This window comes from Kordiimonas lipolytica (assembly GCF_042651265.1).
Classification (GTDB): Bacteria; Pseudomonadota; Alphaproteobacteria; order Sphingomonadales; family Kordiimonadaceae; genus Kordiimonas; species Kordiimonas lipolytica.
The window spans coordinates 315101-329765 of the sequence record NZ_JBHSCR010000014.1 but is presented as its reverse complement, the minus strand read 5'-3'; the positions used below and the strand labels follow the sequence as shown (position 1 = coordinate 329765).

Annotated in this window: 14 protein-coding genes; 10 read left to right on the top strand and 4 right to left on the bottom strand. The window is 57.4% G+C overall.

What is annotated here, in order from left to right:
* From gloB to ACFO5Q_RS14135, 3 genes are all read left to right on the top strand, one after another.
* Complete coding sequence (gene gloB / locus ACFO5Q_RS14145; protein ID WP_068143722.1) at nt 1-765, top strand: hydroxyacylglutathione hydrolase; 765 nt, start codon at nt 1-3, stop codon at nt 763-765.
* 58 nt (nt 766-823) lie between these two features.
* A complete protein-coding gene (locus ACFO5Q_RS14140; protein ID WP_068143720.1) occupies nt 824-2887 on the top strand; it encodes a prolyl oligopeptidase family serine peptidase in 2064 nt (687 codons plus the stop codon).
* 150 nt (nt 2888-3037) lie between these two features.
* A complete protein-coding gene (locus ACFO5Q_RS14135; RefSeq protein WP_068143718.1) occupies nt 3038-4087 on the top strand; it encodes a hypothetical protein in 1050 nt (349 codons plus the stop codon).
* Between the two features lie 3 nt (nt 4088-4090).
* On the opposite strand, the gene ACFO5Q_RS14130 is transcribed toward ACFO5Q_RS14135, so the two are convergent.
* Nucleotides 4091-4753 (bottom strand): Fe2+-dependent dioxygenase, encoded by a 663-nt coding sequence (locus ACFO5Q_RS14130; protein WP_068143716.1) that lies wholly within the window; start codon nt 4751-4753, stop codon nt 4091-4093.
* 184 nt (nt 4754-4937) lie between these two features.
* On the opposite strand from ACFO5Q_RS14130, the gene ACFO5Q_RS14125 reads away from it, so the two are divergent.
* Together ACFO5Q_RS14125 and ACFO5Q_RS14120 are read left to right on the top strand one after the other, a co-directional pair.
* The gene (locus ACFO5Q_RS14125) at nt 4938-6338 is read left to right on the top strand and encodes a M20/M25/M40 family metallo-hydrolase (RefSeq protein ID WP_068143713.1); all 1401 of its coding nucleotides are present in this window, start codon (nt 4938-4940) and stop codon (nt 6336-6338) included.
* Between the two features lie 95 nt (nt 6339-6433).
* Complete coding sequence (locus ACFO5Q_RS14120; protein WP_068143711.1) at nt 6434-7189, top strand: hypothetical protein; 756 nt, start codon at nt 6434-6436, stop codon at nt 7187-7189.
* On the opposite strand, the gene ACFO5Q_RS14115 is transcribed toward ACFO5Q_RS14120, so the two are convergent.
* The 3 genes from ACFO5Q_RS14115 to ACFO5Q_RS14105 all read right to left on the bottom strand — a co-directional run bounded on the left by ACFO5Q_RS14115 (nt 7186) and on the right by ACFO5Q_RS14105 (nt 9458).
* Nucleotides 7186-7911 carry a sterol desaturase family protein gene (locus ACFO5Q_RS14115; protein WP_068143710.1) on the bottom strand — a complete coding sequence of 242 codons (726 nt, stop codon included), beginning with the start codon at nt 7909-7911 and terminating at the stop codon, nt 7186-7188. The genes ACFO5Q_RS14120 and ACFO5Q_RS14115 overlap by 4 nt on opposite strands.
* Before the next feature lie 83 nt (nt 7912-7994).
* On the bottom strand, nt 7995-8702 hold the full coding sequence (ung, locus tag ACFO5Q_RS14110; protein WP_068143708.1) for a uracil-DNA glycosylase: 708 nt from the start codon (nt 8700-8702) through the stop codon (nt 7995-7997).
* A 66-nt stretch (nt 8703-8768) separates the two neighbouring features.
* Nucleotides 8769-9458, bottom strand: a complete 690-nt coding sequence (locus tag ACFO5Q_RS14105; protein WP_068143706.1) for a hypothetical protein — start codon at nt 9456-9458, stop codon at nt 8769-8771.
* A 473-nt stretch (nt 9459-9931) separates the two neighbouring features.
* Here ACFO5Q_RS14105 and cysG point away from each other — a divergent pair, with 473 nt between their 5' ends.
* Genes cysG through ACFO5Q_RS14080 form a run of 5 tightly spaced genes read left to right on the top strand, consistent with a single transcriptional unit; the run spans nt 9932 to nt 14610 of the window.
* Nucleotides 9932-11347: a siroheme synthase CysG gene (cysG, locus tag ACFO5Q_RS14100; RefSeq protein ID WP_068143704.1), complete on the top strand. Its 1416-nt coding sequence runs from the start codon at nt 9932-9934 to the stop codon at nt 11345-11347.
* Nucleotides 11348-11364: 17 nt separating this feature from the next.
* Nucleotides 11365-11697: a DUF2849 domain-containing protein gene (locus ACFO5Q_RS14095; RefSeq protein ID WP_082719658.1), complete on the top strand. Its 333-nt coding sequence runs from the start codon at nt 11365-11367 to the stop codon at nt 11695-11697.
* A 12-nt stretch (nt 11698-11709) separates the two neighbouring features.
* Nucleotides 11710-13365 carry a nitrite/sulfite reductase gene (locus ACFO5Q_RS14090; RefSeq protein WP_068143699.1) on the top strand — a complete coding sequence of 552 codons (1656 nt, stop codon included), beginning with the start codon at nt 11710-11712 and terminating at the stop codon, nt 13363-13365.
* Nucleotides 13352-13861 carry a DUF934 domain-containing protein gene (locus ACFO5Q_RS14085; RefSeq protein WP_068143697.1) on the top strand — a complete coding sequence of 170 codons (510 nt, stop codon included), beginning with the start codon at nt 13352-13354 and terminating at the stop codon, nt 13859-13861. Before ACFO5Q_RS14090 ends, ACFO5Q_RS14085 begins: the two co-directional genes overlap by 14 nt.
* Complete coding sequence (locus ACFO5Q_RS14080) at nt 13858-14610, top strand: phosphoadenylyl-sulfate reductase (protein ID WP_068143695.1); 753 nt, start codon at nt 13858-13860, stop codon at nt 14608-14610. Before ACFO5Q_RS14085 ends, ACFO5Q_RS14080 begins: the two co-directional genes overlap by 4 nt.
* The last annotated feature ends 55 nt before the right edge of the window (nt 14611-14665 follow it).

Genomic DNA, 14665 nt, shown 5'->3' with positions numbered 1-14665 from the left:
ATGCTTGAGATCGTTCAAATACCGGTCCTGTCGGACAATTATGTTTATCTGATCCATGAACCCAGGTCGGGCGACACGGCGGTCGTTGACCCTGCCGTTGAGGATGAAGTGGTCGCGGAGCTTGAGAAGCGCGGCTGGACGCTGACCCATATCCTGAACACCCACCACCACTGGGACCATACGGGCGCCAACCTGGCGCTGAAGGAACGCTTTGGTGTGACCATTGTCGGGCCGGCGGCGGAACGCGAGCGCATCCCGGGCCTTGATATAGCGGTTGGCGACGGGGACCAAGCCTATCTGGGCGATGTGGCGGCAGACGTTTATGACGTGCCGGGCCACACAGCCGGGCATATTGCCTATCATTTTGCTGGCGACGCCGCGCTTTTTTGCGGTGACACGCTGTTCGCCATGGGCTGCGGCCGTCTGTTTGAAGGCACGGCAGACCAGATGTGGCAATCGCTGTCGAAATTCCTGAAGCTGCCGGACGAAACGAAGGTCTACTGCGCCCACGAATATACCATGGCCAACGGCAATTTCGCCCTGACGGTGGAGCCCGGCAATGCATACCTTCAGGCCCGCATGGCGGAAGTGGAAAAACTGCGCGCAGCAGGCACACCCACCATCCCGACCACCATCGGGCTGGAGAAGGCAACCAACCCGTTCCTCAGGCCCATGAGCGACAACATCCAGGAAACGGTGGGCATGATTGGCGCGCCGCTACCCAAAGTGTTCGCCGAAGTGCGGGCGCGGAAAGACAATTTCTAAACGCAACAAAAACAGTCCAAGGGGGGACAAAATGAAATCAGTGACAGTAGGAGTAGTTATGGCTGCAGCCATTACGGTTGCCGTGGGTGCGGACGATGATCCGTTCCTGTGGCTTGAAGAGGTTGAAGGCGACAAGGCGCTTGAATGGGTGCATGAACGCAATGCCCATTCGCTTGGCATGCTGGAAAAAGACCCGCGTTTTGAGGCCCTGAAGGAACGCGCACTGAAGGACTATAACGCCAAGGACAAAATCGCCTATGGCCGCCTCACGGGCGGTGCCGTGCACAACTTCTGGCAGGATGAAAAGAATGTCCGTGGCCTGTGGCGCCGTACCAGCCTGAAGTCATACAAATCCGGCGAACCCAAGTGGGTGGACGTTCTGGACTTTGACAAGCTGGCCGAAGAAGAAGGCGAGAACTGGGTCTATAAGGCGCGTAAGTGCCTGGCACCCGATTTTGGCCGCTGCCTGATTGAACTGAGCCGCGGCGGCGGTGACGCCGTTGTGGTGCGCGAATTTGACGCCTTCACCAAACGCTTCGTGGATGGCGGTTTCATCACCGAAGAAGCCAAACAGGAAGTTGTGTGGGTGGACGCTGACACCGTGCTGATCGGCACAGATTTTGGTGACGGCACCATGACGGATTCTGGCTATGCCAACCAGATCAAGCTTTGGAAGCGGAACGAACCGCTGTCGATGGCCAAGCTGATGCATGAAGGCGACCGCAAGGACGTAGGTAGCTTCCCGTTCGCGAGCCACCGCCCTGACGGCACGTATGTGGGCGTTGTGCAGGCGCCTGACTTTTTCACCGAAGTGATCCACATCATGGAAGGCGAAGGCCTTGAGGCGGAAATGCGCACGCTGGACCTGCCAAAGACCATCTCCTTCCAGGGCTTCTTCGCCGACATGCTCCTCCTGCAAATGCGCAAGGACTGGACCGTGGGCGCCAAAGAAGTGAAGGCTGGCTCGCTGGTATCCATCAAGGTGGCCGACGCAATCGCTGGCCGCCCAGGCCTGAGCCTCAAGGTGATCTTCGAGCCGGGCGAGCGTAACTCAATCGACGACGTGACCATCGGGAAGGACCGCGTTTTCCTGACCGTGCTTGACGAAGTAACCGGCAACCTGAAGTCCGCCCGCCCCGACGCCGAAGGCTGGCAGGTGGCGGACCTGGGCATGCCGGAAAACGGCAGCCTGAATGTAGTAAGCGCCGATGAATGGACCGACGCAGCTTTCGTGAATTTTGAGAGCTTCCTGCAGCCCGACACGCTTTATGTCGTGGAACGCGGTAAGGTGCCAGAAGAAGTGACAAGCCTGCCAACGCGCTTTGATGCCTCGAACCTGGTGACCGAACAGAAGTTCGCCACGTCGGCTGACGGCACCAGCGTACCCTATTTCCTGATCCGCCACAAAGACACCAAGATGGACGGCAAGACACCGACCGTTCTTTATGGCTATGGCGGGTTTGAGATTTCCTTGTCGCCTGGTTACCTGTCCGGCTTCAGCAAGCTTTGGGTTGAAGAAGGCGGCGCATATGCTGTTGCCAACATCCGTGGCGGCGGCGAGTTTGGCCCGAAATGGCACCAGGCGGCCCTAAAGGAAAACCGCCAGCGCGCCTATGACGATTTTATCGCCGTGGGCGAAGACCTGATCAGCAGCGGCCTCACCAGCCCTGAGCACCTGGGTATCCGCGGCGGGTCAAACGGTGGCCTTCTGATGGGTGTGATGACCACCCAGCGCCCGGACCTATGGAACGCTGTGATCTGTGCTGTACCACTTCTGGACATGATGCGGTTCCATACGCTTCTGGCCGGCGCAAGCTGGATGGGCGAATACGGCAACCCGGATATCCCGGAAGAGCGGGACTATATCCTTAAATATTCACCGTACCAGAACCTCAGTGCTGACAAGGACTATCCGGAGGTCTTCTTCTATACGTCCACGAAGGACGACCGCGTGCACCCGGGCCACGCCCGCAAGATGGCGGCACGGATGCTCTCCATGGACAAGCCGGTGATCTATTATGAAAACACCGAAGGCGGGCATTCAGCCGCCGCGAACCTAAAGCAGAGAGCCTTCACTGATGCCCTGCAGACGGTTTATGTTCTGAAAAAACTGATGGACTAAAAACAACATGCCGGGAGGTGGTACCCGCCGCCTCCCGGTCCCCATATCCACGATGGCAGATAAACCATCAGCATATTGTTATCTGCGAAATCGCCGCCTATCCTCTCGCCCACAGCCCAATCCCTAACATGAAACGGATGCATAAAGTCGATGCAGGCCACGCCAAACCTGATGGACGACCCCGCGCTTTATCCCTTCCAGGTGAATTGGGAAAGCGATCAGGTCTATCTGATTGACGCTGACACAGCCTTCTATAGTGATGCAGCCTTTCTGGACCAGCGTGCCATCCGCCCCGGCATGCAGGGCAACTGGGCCAGCCTTGAAGAGGTTCGCGCGCAAACCGGCGCAGCGCCTGCACAGCCAATGGGGCTGATCTTCCATGTCGGCCATTGCGGCTCGACGCTGATTTCACGCGCCCTTGGACTTCTGGACGGCATGTTCAGCCTGCGCGAACCACTGCCGCTTCGCGACCTTGCCCATTTCTGGACCGACCGCGATACCGTCTGGAGCCGGAAAAACAGTGCATCTATCATGGAAGACATGGCGCTTATGCGCGCGCTCTGGTCCCGCACACCAAAGAAGGGCGAAACAAGCGTCCTCAAGGCCACCAGCTTCTGCAGCCTGCTGGCGGCGCCGTGGCTGACGCAGTTCCCAAAGGACCGGGCCATGTGCCTTTCCATGGCGCCTGAAATCTATATCAGCACGGTTCTGGGGGCACCGGCCTATATCACCGACCTCGCGGGCGGCGCCAAGCCTCGCATGGCTTCCCTGATGGAAGCGACAGGCGCAAGCTTGCCGCCTCTGCATTCGATGTCAGCCGGAGAGTTGGCGGCCATGACCTACTTGGCGGAAATGACCAACATGCAGCTTGCATCAGAGGTAGCAGGCGACCGGGTACATCGGTTGGATTTTGACCGCTATCTGAAAGACCCGGCAGCGTCCCTTGCGGCGCTGGCCCGGCATTTTGACCACCCAGCCGATGAACAAAACATAGCCAATGCGCTCAGCAACCCTGTCCTGGGGCGGTATTCGAAAGCCACGGACTATAGCTTTTCCGCGCAGGATAGGCGCGACCGGCTGGCCGCATCCCGCGCTGAAAACAGCGAGGAAATCACCAAGGGAATGAATTGGCTGGTTGATTTCGCCCGCACCCACGAATTGACCGCAAGCGAGCTCAGGGCATTCGGGTACGCGAACTAGCGCCTAGGTACCGCTCCACATCCTCGTCAGGTTCTGGCGCACATATTCAAGCCGCATCTGCTCGTCCGCCCCCACCTTGGCAGCGTTGGCATGCAGGAATTCCGTCAGTTCAACCAAAATCTCGCGCTGCTGAAGGTCACGCACCATGCTTTCGATAAAGGTGATGGAAACAATGCGCTCACCCTTTGTGACCGGCAACACCTGATGATAAGTGGTGCTGGGATACACAACTGCCGTCCCGGCTTTGCCCTTGATCTGCAGGTTCTTGTCCCCCATGCGTACATTCAGCTCGCCGCCCTCATAGCTTTCGGGGTCAGACACAAAAACCGTGCAGCTGATGTCCGACCGGATGGCCGGCCGGTATGGCAACATGGCATTGTCGATATGTTCGCCATAGTTCATGCCCGGCTGGTATTTGGTCAGCATCGGAATAGCCATGGACTTGGGGATGCAATAGTCGCGGAAATATTCGTTTCGGGAAAGTCCCGCCTGAACAATGCTTGCCGCTTCCTTATAGCCTTCGTCACCATGGTTAGGCTGAAGGTTATTCTTCTTGGAAAAGCCCGGGTTGCTTTGCCGTCCATCCTCAAACTTGATCGTCTGCGCCAACTCTCTCAGGCGCGCAACCTCTTCAGGCAGCAGAAGCGGATCAATAATATGAAACATGGGGCTCTCCAGTGTGTGTGATGGGCAAGGCCTAGCATGCTAGAAGGAGTCGTTCAATTAGACGAAAGTCGCACTGGATCACCCACTTTGGGATTTCTTATACTCAGCCGCAGAATTTCTATGGTGTTCCCTTGCCTTTGTTGAGCTACCGTCTTTTCAAACAGGGGAAACAGAGGGAATACCCATGAAAAAGACACTCACCGCATTTGCCCTTGCGGCAACGATTTTGACGCCACAGGGGCACGCCAGCCAGGACAACCCAACAGCGCATGAACAGAAAGCGCTGGAGATATACCGCACTTCCATTGCCATGCGCACCGCCGAAGGATTCGGCAATGTGCCCAAGCTGGCCAATTACTTGGCTGATCAATTCCGGGCGGGCGGCTTTGACGACGCCGATATCCATATCAAGGAAATGGGCGAAACTGCCGCATTGATCGTGCGCTACCGGGGTGATGGGTCATCGGGCAAAAAACCGATCCTTCTGTCCGCCCATATGGATGTGGTGGACGCGCGCCCCGAAGACTGGGAGCGCGACCCTTTCACGCTGATCGAGGAAGACGGCTATTTCTTTGGCCGCGGCACTGTTGACAACAAAATGGGCACCACGTCGCTTACATCTGCGTTCCTGCGTCTGAAGGCTGAAGGTTTTGTGCCAACGCGCGACTTGATCATCGCGTTTTCGGGCGACGAAGAGTCCGGCATGGTGACAACAGAAGCCCTGGCCAATGATTTCCGTGACCTGACGGACGCCGAGTTCGTGCTGATCGCCGACGCGGGCGGCGGGGCCCTGGCAGACGACGGCAGCGTGATCAGCTTCAACATGCAGGCCGCCGAGAAAACCTATGTCACCTTTGAACTGACAGCCACCAACCCAGGCGGCCACAGCAGCCGTCCGCGTGAAGACAACGCGATTTATGATCTGGCCGACGCGCTGAAGAAAATCCAGGCCTACAAATTCCCGGTATCCTATAGCGATCTGACCCGTGCTTTCTTCAAGGCTTCATCAAAGCGGTCGGAAGGTGATCTGGGCAAGGCAATGGCCGCCTTCGCAGAAAACCCGAACGACGAATGGGCGTTGAAGACACTGCGGTCCTATCCTGAATATGTCGGCACCACAGGCACAACTTGTGTGGCCACCATGCTGCGCGGCGGGCATGCGGAAAACGCCCTGCCACAAAGCGCCACAGCAACGGTAAACTGCCGGGTGTTCCCGGGGACGGGCGTTGACAACACGCTGAGCATGCTCAAGGAGGTCGTTGCGAACCCTGCCATCGAGTGGGAGGTCATTTATGAGCCAACAGAAAGCCCTGCATCGCCACTGCGCGAAGATGTGCTTGGCCCACTGACAAAAGCCGTCCACACCCTACACCCCGGCGTGGAAATTGTCCCTTATATGGAATCAGGCGGCACAGACGGCATGCATTTCCGCGCTGCGGGCATGGATAGCTATGGTGTGTCCGGCATCTATATGAAGGGCAGTGATATGTATGCCCACGGCCTCAATGAACGGGTGCCGGTAAAGGCCTTTTATGAGTCTCTTGAACACTGGCATATCCTGCTGACAGAGATTGCAGGAAAGTAAGCACAGTCTGGCGCAGCCCCCATTGGCGGCTGCGCCCATACCGTGTATCATGCACCTGTTCGGAGTGATGCTTTCAGCGAAACGGGGAGGTTTCCATGGCAGGCTCCAATGGGCTTATCATTCACTATATGAGTATGCGGCGGGCCATTGGCCGACTCGGATTACTGTTTCCCATTATCCTGGTCATCGGCAGCATCCTGTTTGGCGATATGGTCAATCTGAACGGCGACCTGATGCGCCTGTCAATCAGCCAATATTACCATTCCCCCATGGGAGACGTGTTCGTGGGCGTGCTGTGCGCAGAAGCGATCTTCCTCTATGCCTATCAGGGTTATCAAGACACGCCCGAACAGGCCGCCAGGCGCCCGTGGTATCATATCTCAGACAATGCGGCGGGCAACATCGCAGCTGTGGCGGCAGTGGGCACCGCGCTTTTCCCAACGCTTGAGACCAAAGACGTGCTGGCAGGCGTTCCCTTTGGCGTCTCAAGCTATCTGCACTGGTTTTTCTCGCTCGCCTTCTTCCTGGTCCTGGCCTATTTCTGCCTGTGCCTGTTCACCAAATCCGGAGAGACGGAGCCCACCCTGCAAAAACGCCGCCGCAACAAAATCTACCGGCTTTGCGGTTGGACCATGCTGTCTATGATCGGCCTGGGCGCGGCCTATCTGATTTTGGGGAAATATGTGCTGAGCGCAGACCAGGTCACAGCGATTGAGGCCAGGAGCCCCACCTTCTGGCTGGAGACAATCTCCGTCTGGGCTTTTGGTCTGTCGTGGTACGTCAAGGGCGAAGCAATCCTCAAGGACATGCCTTATGAGGAAGATGAGGACGGCGAAACTGAAGCATCCTAGCCTTTGATATCCCGCAGAAGCAGCATGTCCTTGATCTGCTGTTCTTTTGCCTTTTCAAAGCCGCATGGAAAATCTGCACCAGACACGTTTGTGAAAGTGCCAAACAAGAGGTCCCATATCGGCAAGCCATAGTTGTTTGCATGATGCCCCGCCTTATGGTGTATGCGGTGCATTTCTGGCCTCTGGACAATGTATCTCAGCCAATGGGGAGAGCGGGTATCAGAGTGGATATAGATGTTATAGACAGCCGCATAAACAAGCGCGATAGCTGCAACATCCACGCACACCCCCAATAGCCAGAACGCCACGCCGACATTAAGGATATTCGCGGCCAGGCCGTCGAAGGGATGCACATAAAAAGCTGTCAGCGCTTCAATCCGTGCCGGGCTATGGTGCAATTGATGAAACACCCGCCACAGCAAATCGAACCGGTGGGTCGCCCGGTGCCACCAGTAGGCAATGAAACTGACAACTAGGAACACAAGAAGCGCAGCCGCAAATACCGGGATGCCGGGATTCAACTGGAAAACCGCATGAGCCGCGAACCAATCATTGAACAGATAGCCTGCTGCAAGCGTCACGGCCATCTGCACCGCGCTGATCGCCCCCGCATATATCTGCCAGCGCTTGTCACAGTCATTACCCGACGCGGGCGCAATCACCTCGAAGGTGAAAACCACCACAAAAACAATGAGAATAACAAAATACCCGGCTAGTCCCATCTGGTATCCCCTCTCATTTGCCACGCTCGCAGCCAAACAGCCATCCGGCAAGCCGACACAATGCCGCGGTCCCTCGTAGTTCCTTATAGCAAGCCCAGCTGCTCTCCAGGCGTGGTGATCGGGTCAAGCTGCCAGTTGATCGGTGTTTTGCCCTTCGCCTTCAGATAGTCGTTGGCCTTGGAGAAATGCCCGCAGCCGAAGAAACCGCGATAGGCGCTGAGCGGTGACGGGTGCGGGCCCTCAAGCACCATGTGCCGATCCTTGTCGATCCCGCCACCCTTTTTCTGTGCATATCCACCCCACAGGATGAACACGAGTCCGTCGTGATGACTGTTGAGCTCATCAATCACCCGGTCCGTGAACTTTTCCCAGCCCTTGTTTTGATGTGCGCCAGCCTTCGCGGCCTCCACCGTCAGGACGGCATTCAAAAGAAGCACACCCTGTTTGGCCCAACCTTCCAAATAGCCGTGGCCCGGGTGCGTGACACCCAGGTCTTCCTCAAGTTCCTTATACATATTCCTGAGGCTCGGCGGCACATCCACACCAGGCTGGACCGAAAAGGAAAGCCCGTGTGCCTGCCCCGGGCCGTGGTAAGGGTCCTGCCCGATGATCACCACTTTGACATCGTCAAGCGGCGTGACCTCAAGCGCATGAAAGATGTTTTCTTCCAAAGGATAAATGGTTTTGCCCGCAGCCTTTTCGGACGCGAGGAACGCCTCCAGCGCCTGCATATAGTCTTTGCCGAATTCGTCGCCGAGCGCCTTTTGCCAACCGGCTTCGTTGATCTGCATACAATACTCCCCTGCCTAAAGCCCTTCTTACACGAGAGAGGGCGGCGGAGGAAACAGCTAGATTGCCTAGCCCAGAAGCATTCGCGCAAAGCTGGCCCAGGCCTCGGTCGGGCCAATGGCGAAAAAGGCCACATACCGCGCCGCAAGCACGAGCCCAGCGATCAATGACACCTTATGCACGCGCCCAAGTGTCCTCTGGTCATAGACGCACAAGGCAGCGATAAGCCCGAAGTGGAACAAAAGACCGATTGGCGCAAACCCAAGCGTCAGGCCAAGCCTGCCTGTCGCCGGGTCCATCATCATGATGCCGACAAGCAGCATCAGGCGCTTGTGGGTCTCAGGCACTTTCCGGTTTAAAACAGCCAAGCTGTAATAGACGACAAAGAGCGTAATATCCATCAGCGGCAGCATGACGAACTGCTCGGGCGAAAACGGCGTTGCGCTGCTTTCGCCGCGGGCGAACACCTCCCCCGTCACAACAACCGAAACCACCGCCATAGCAATAGCGAGAGCAATACTGGCCTTGCCAAGCACCATATGTTTCCTGAGGTTTCGCGCACGGACCAGCGAGGCCTGATAGGTGTAAAGAACAAGCCAACCGAAGAACAAGACACCGTGCATCGCCAGCATCGGGCTCATCTCGCCGCCAGTGGCGAACCGTTCATACATGAAAGGGCCAAAGCCCAGAAAGGACAGCAGGATCAGGGCGACACCCATACCCACATAGAAACTGCGACCGGTTTGCGTGGTCCCCATAATTATTCTCCCCTTTTCCCCATAGGGAAAGCTGCCAGATTTCCGCTCCCCTGCCAATCGGGAACTTCGTTGTTTGAATCCTGCCTTCGGCGTGCTTTTTATCTTTTCGCAAGAATCGACGAAGAAAATATTTCTACTCAGAACCCTTCACAAGCATGACTTTGGATTATTCACGCTAAAATTATGTTCACACTGGCATTTCATTCCAGCGCCATTCCGTCGCCATCCATTCTAGCGAGCAGCTTTTCTCAAATTCACCATTTTAAAAAATCAGTTATTTTAGAATATTATTTTTATTAATAGGTGATATCACTATTTATTGAGTATAAATTTTCTACTGATACCCCTAAATTCTTCTCGTTTGTTTCGCTGGGCAGCCACGCCTATGTATGGAACCACTGAAGAAGCACCCTTCGGCCCCTGGCAGGAATTGAAGCTGAAGCGTGCAGGATTGACGCGAGGAGTATAGGGCTATGTCGAGCATCCCTGTTTTTTTGACCGCTGAAAAGCATCACATCCTGATCGTTGGCGCCACATCGGCTGCCATGGCGAAGGTGGGCCTGTTCACGCCAACACAAGCCCGCATCAGCGTGATTGCGCCAGGCGCCACAGACGCGCTTCGGGAAGCCGGGCTGCTGCCTGAAGACACAGGCCGGGACCTTCTGGTCCACGACCGCCCGTTTGCAGAAGATGACCTGAAGGGCAAGACGCTTGTCTATATCGGCGCCGATGACGAGATCACCGAGGAACGCATCCTTCGGCTCGCCAACACCCGCAACCTGCCGGTCAATGTGATCGACAAGCCAGCCAAATCGAATTTCACGACACCTGCTCAATTTGCCCGCGGGCCGCTGCAGGTGGCCTTCTCTTCCGGGGGTGACGCACCAGTGTTTGTGCGCCGCCTTCGTAGCAGCCTTGAGAAACTCCTGCCCCCTTCTCTTGGCGTGCTTGCTGCTGCGGCGGGCGCTGTCCGGGCTCGCGTCAAGACCATCATCCCTGACGGAACCCGCCGCAGACTATTTTATGATCGCCTCTATGACAACGCCGGCACCTATGCCGACCTTGACCAGCATGAGGTGGAGCGCCTGGTTCTAGAGGCCGCTAAAAGCCACCGTGTGGGTGCCACCACCGGCCAGGTACAGCTTGTGGGCGCAGGCCCAGGTGACCCGGACCTTCTGACCATCAAGGCGCACCGTGCACTCCAACAAGCAGACGTGATTGTCTACGACCGGCTAGTGAGCCGCGACGTGCTGGCCCTCGCCCGCCGCGACGCAGACCTGATCTTTGTTGGCAAGCGCGAAGGCGACCACGGTATCGGCCAGGACGGCATCAACCGCGTAATCGTGGAAGAAGCCCTCAAGGGCCGCCGTGTTGTACGCCTGAAGGGTGGCGATCCCCTGTTGTTCGCCCGCGCAGGTGAAGAACTCGACGCTCTCCGCGCCCACGACATTCATGTGGAAGTCGTGCCCGGCATCAGCGCCTTTCAGGGCATTGCCGCCACCACGCAAATCCCGTTAACGGACCGCGCGCACGCAAGCTCCATCACGCTTGTCACAGGCCACCTGAAGGATGGCGCCTACAAGGATTGGGCGCGCCTGGCGGGCGACGGCCAGACGCTTGCGGTTTATATGGGTGTCAAAGGCGCTCCAAAGATTTCCGCCGGCCTAATCGGTGAAGGCGTGAAGGCGTCAACGCCAGTGGCCGTGGTTGAAAACGGCACCCGCGCCAACGAACGCCGCTTCTACGGCACGCTCGCGACGCTGCCTGAAGTGGTTGCCAAGAACAATGTGAAGAGCCCTGCGCTTCTACTGATCGGTGATGTGGTCTCGACCGCTGCCGACCTTGCCTGGGCCGCAAAAGAAACTGATCGCCTGGTCGCGACAGCTTGAGGATATGGAGTATTGAGATGGCTAGAAAAATCAAAGGGCCACAAATGATTGTCGCGAACCGCCTTCTGGACGGCCGCGTGGTGTTCATGAAAGCCGACGGCACATGGTCTGCCATTGCGGGCGAAGCTGCTGTCGCCGCAGATGAAGCGGGTGTTGAGGCACTTGAGGCCCTGGCGCAAAAATCCGCAGACGAGAACTACGTGCTGTCGATTGAGGTGATCGACGCCACGGAAAAGGGCGGCAAACCCTACCCCGCGCATATCAAATTCGCCATGCAGGCACAGGGCCCAAGTGTGCGCCCGGATCTGGGATACCAGGTTTCGCCGACATGGGAACAAACCGACCTTTAAGGACGATCAGACATGTATGCTTACGATAAATATGATCATGCCCTTGTGAACTCCCGCGTCGCGGAATTCCGCGACCAGGTTGAGCGCCGCGTGCGCGGCGAACTGACGGAAGAAGAGTTTCGGCCACTCCGCCTAATGAACGGCCTTTACCTTCAACTGCATGCCTACATGCTGCGTGTGGCCGTGCCATACGGCACGCTTTCCGCCGACCAGATGCGCACACTGGCACACATCGCGCGCAAGTATGACAAAGGCTATGGCCATTTCACCACGCGCCAGAATATCCAATATAACTGGCCGAAACTGTCGGACACGCCGGATATCCTGCAGGAACTGGCAGACGTGGAAATGCACGCTATCCAGACGTCCGGCAACTGTATCCGGAACGTGACGACCGACCAGTTCGCAGGCGCGACCGCCGATGAGGTCGCCGACCCACGCCCCTATGCCGAACTGATCCGCCAGTGGTCCAGCTTCCACCCGGAATTTTCGTTCCTGCCGCGCAAGTTCAAGATCGCCATCACGGGTGCGGACATCGACCGCGCAGCGGTGAAATGGCATGACATTGGCCTTGTGGTGAAAAAGAATGACGCGGGCGAGATCGGCTTTGAAGTGCTTGTCGGCGGCGGCATGGGCCGGACGCCGGTGATTGCGAAAACCATCCGCGACTTCCTCCCGGAAGCCGACCTGCTGAGTTACCTTGAAGCCATCCTGCGCGTTTATAACGAACAGGGCCGCCGCGACAATAAATACAAGGCGCGGATCAAAATTCTCGTGGATGCGCTAGGCGCAGACGAGTATGCCCGTCAGACGGAAGAAGAATGGCAGAAGATCAAAGACCTGCCGATCGACTTCCCGGCTGAGGAAGCCGCGCGCATCAAGGCCTTCTTCGCGCCTCCACCGCTGCAGGTGCTGTCAGATAATGTTCCTGCCGTGGACGAGTTAGCAAGCAAGAACTTCCTTTTTGACGCCTGGCTCAAGAACAACACCAATCAGCACAAAGTGCCCGGCCATGTGAATGTGACGATCAGCCTGAAACCGCACGGTGGCATCCCGGGTGACGCTACAGCCGAGCAGATGGACCTGGTTGCAGCACTGGCTGACGAATATAGCCAAGGCGAGCTTCGGATCAGCCACGAGCAGAACCTGATCCTGCCCCATGTGGCGAAAAAGGACCTGCCCGCCATCTGGACGGACCTAGACGAAGCTGGCCTGGGCATTCCAAACGCCGGGCTGCTGACCGACATGATCGCCTGCCCGGGGCTGGACTATTGCTCGCTTGCGAATGCCCGGTCGATCCCGCTGGCGCAGGAACTGGGCAAGCGCTTTGACGACTTCAAGCGCCTGCAGGACATCGGCCCGCTGAAGATCAAGATTTCCGGCTGCATCAATTCTTGCGGGCACCACCACGCCGGCCACATCGGCATCCTGGGTGTCGACCGCAAGGGCGAGGAAAACTACCAACTTCTGCTCGGTGGCTCGGGCGCGGAAGACGCATCCAAAGCCGCGATCCTCGGCCCCGGCTTTGACGAGATTGGCATCATCGATGCCGTTGAAAAAGTAGTCGCCGTTTACCTTGGCGAACGCAATGAGGGCGAAGAATTCCTGGCGACATACCGCCGAGTGGGCCCAGACGTATTCAAGGAGGCTGTTTATGGCACTCGTTAATCTGACAGGTATTCAAGCAGGGGACTTTGCGGTCCTCGCTGAAGACCAGACGCCATACGAAGCAGCGGCTGTTGCCGTGCCGCTTTCGCGCCTCAAGGATGAAGGTGACGACTTCTTCAAGGTCGCGGGCCCCGTGGGTGCCGTGCTGGCAACGGACACCAATTACACAGACCTTGCACCACTGATGAACAAGCTCGCCTTTGTCGTGATCGACTTCCCGGCATTTGGTGATGGCCGCGGCTTTTCACTGGCCGTACGGCTTCGGAAAGACCTGGGCTTCAAGGGCGAAATCCGCGCCACAGGCCCCGTGATCCCCGATCAAGCGCTGTTCCTTCTGCGCGCAGGCTTCGACACTGTCGAAGTGGCTGACACCCGCGAAGCCTCGTTCAAGGCAGCGCTCAAGCGTTTCGATGCCTTCTACCAGACCGACTATACCGGTCAGGTGTCGCTGGCGCATGCCCGCCACGGCAAAGATCAGGAGAGGAAAGCATCGTGACCGCCGCCCCCGCCCTGAAGACAGCTGACTTTTTTGATCCGCTCACCGCTGTGGATTACCTCGACGCGCGCTACGCCAACGTAGAGCCGGAAGAAGTAATCGACGGGGCGCTCAAATACTTCGGCCGCCGGTTCGCTCTGGTGTCTTCCTTTGGGGCGGAATCGGCCGTGCTCCTGCACATCGCGTCGCAAGTATCAAAGGACATCCCCGTGCTGTTCTTGGATACCGGCAAGCTGTTTGGCGAAACCAAGCGCTACCGCGACCAGTTGATCGACCTTTTAGGCCTGACGGACGTGCGCTCCATCTCGCCTGACGTCAATGACGTGCAACGCGACGACCCAAAGGGCGCACTCTGGAACCAGAACCCGAACAAATGCTGCTATATCCGTAAGGTGGCACCAATGGCCCGTGTTCTTGAGGGTTTTGAGGGTTGGGGCTCTGGCCGCAAGCGCTATCAGGGCGGCGTCCGCAGCCTGCTGCCGCATTTTGAGGCATCCGATGGCCGGGTAAAGGTGAACCCGCTGGCCTTCTGGACCAAGGATGACGTGCTTGATTATAAAGAGCGTGTGAGCCTGCCAGACCACCCCCTGGTAGCCGAAGGCTTCGCATCGATCGGCTGCATGCCCTGCACCGACCGAGTATCGGACGGCGAGGACGAACGGGCTGGTCGCTGGCGCGGTCAGACCAAGACCGAATGCGGCATTCACTTAAGCTTGGCTGAGAATAGCCGTATTCTTTCAAAGGGCTAACCTGACCGAAAAGTCCATTTTTCGGTCAAAAAAATCGCCAGTTCATCAAGAAAAT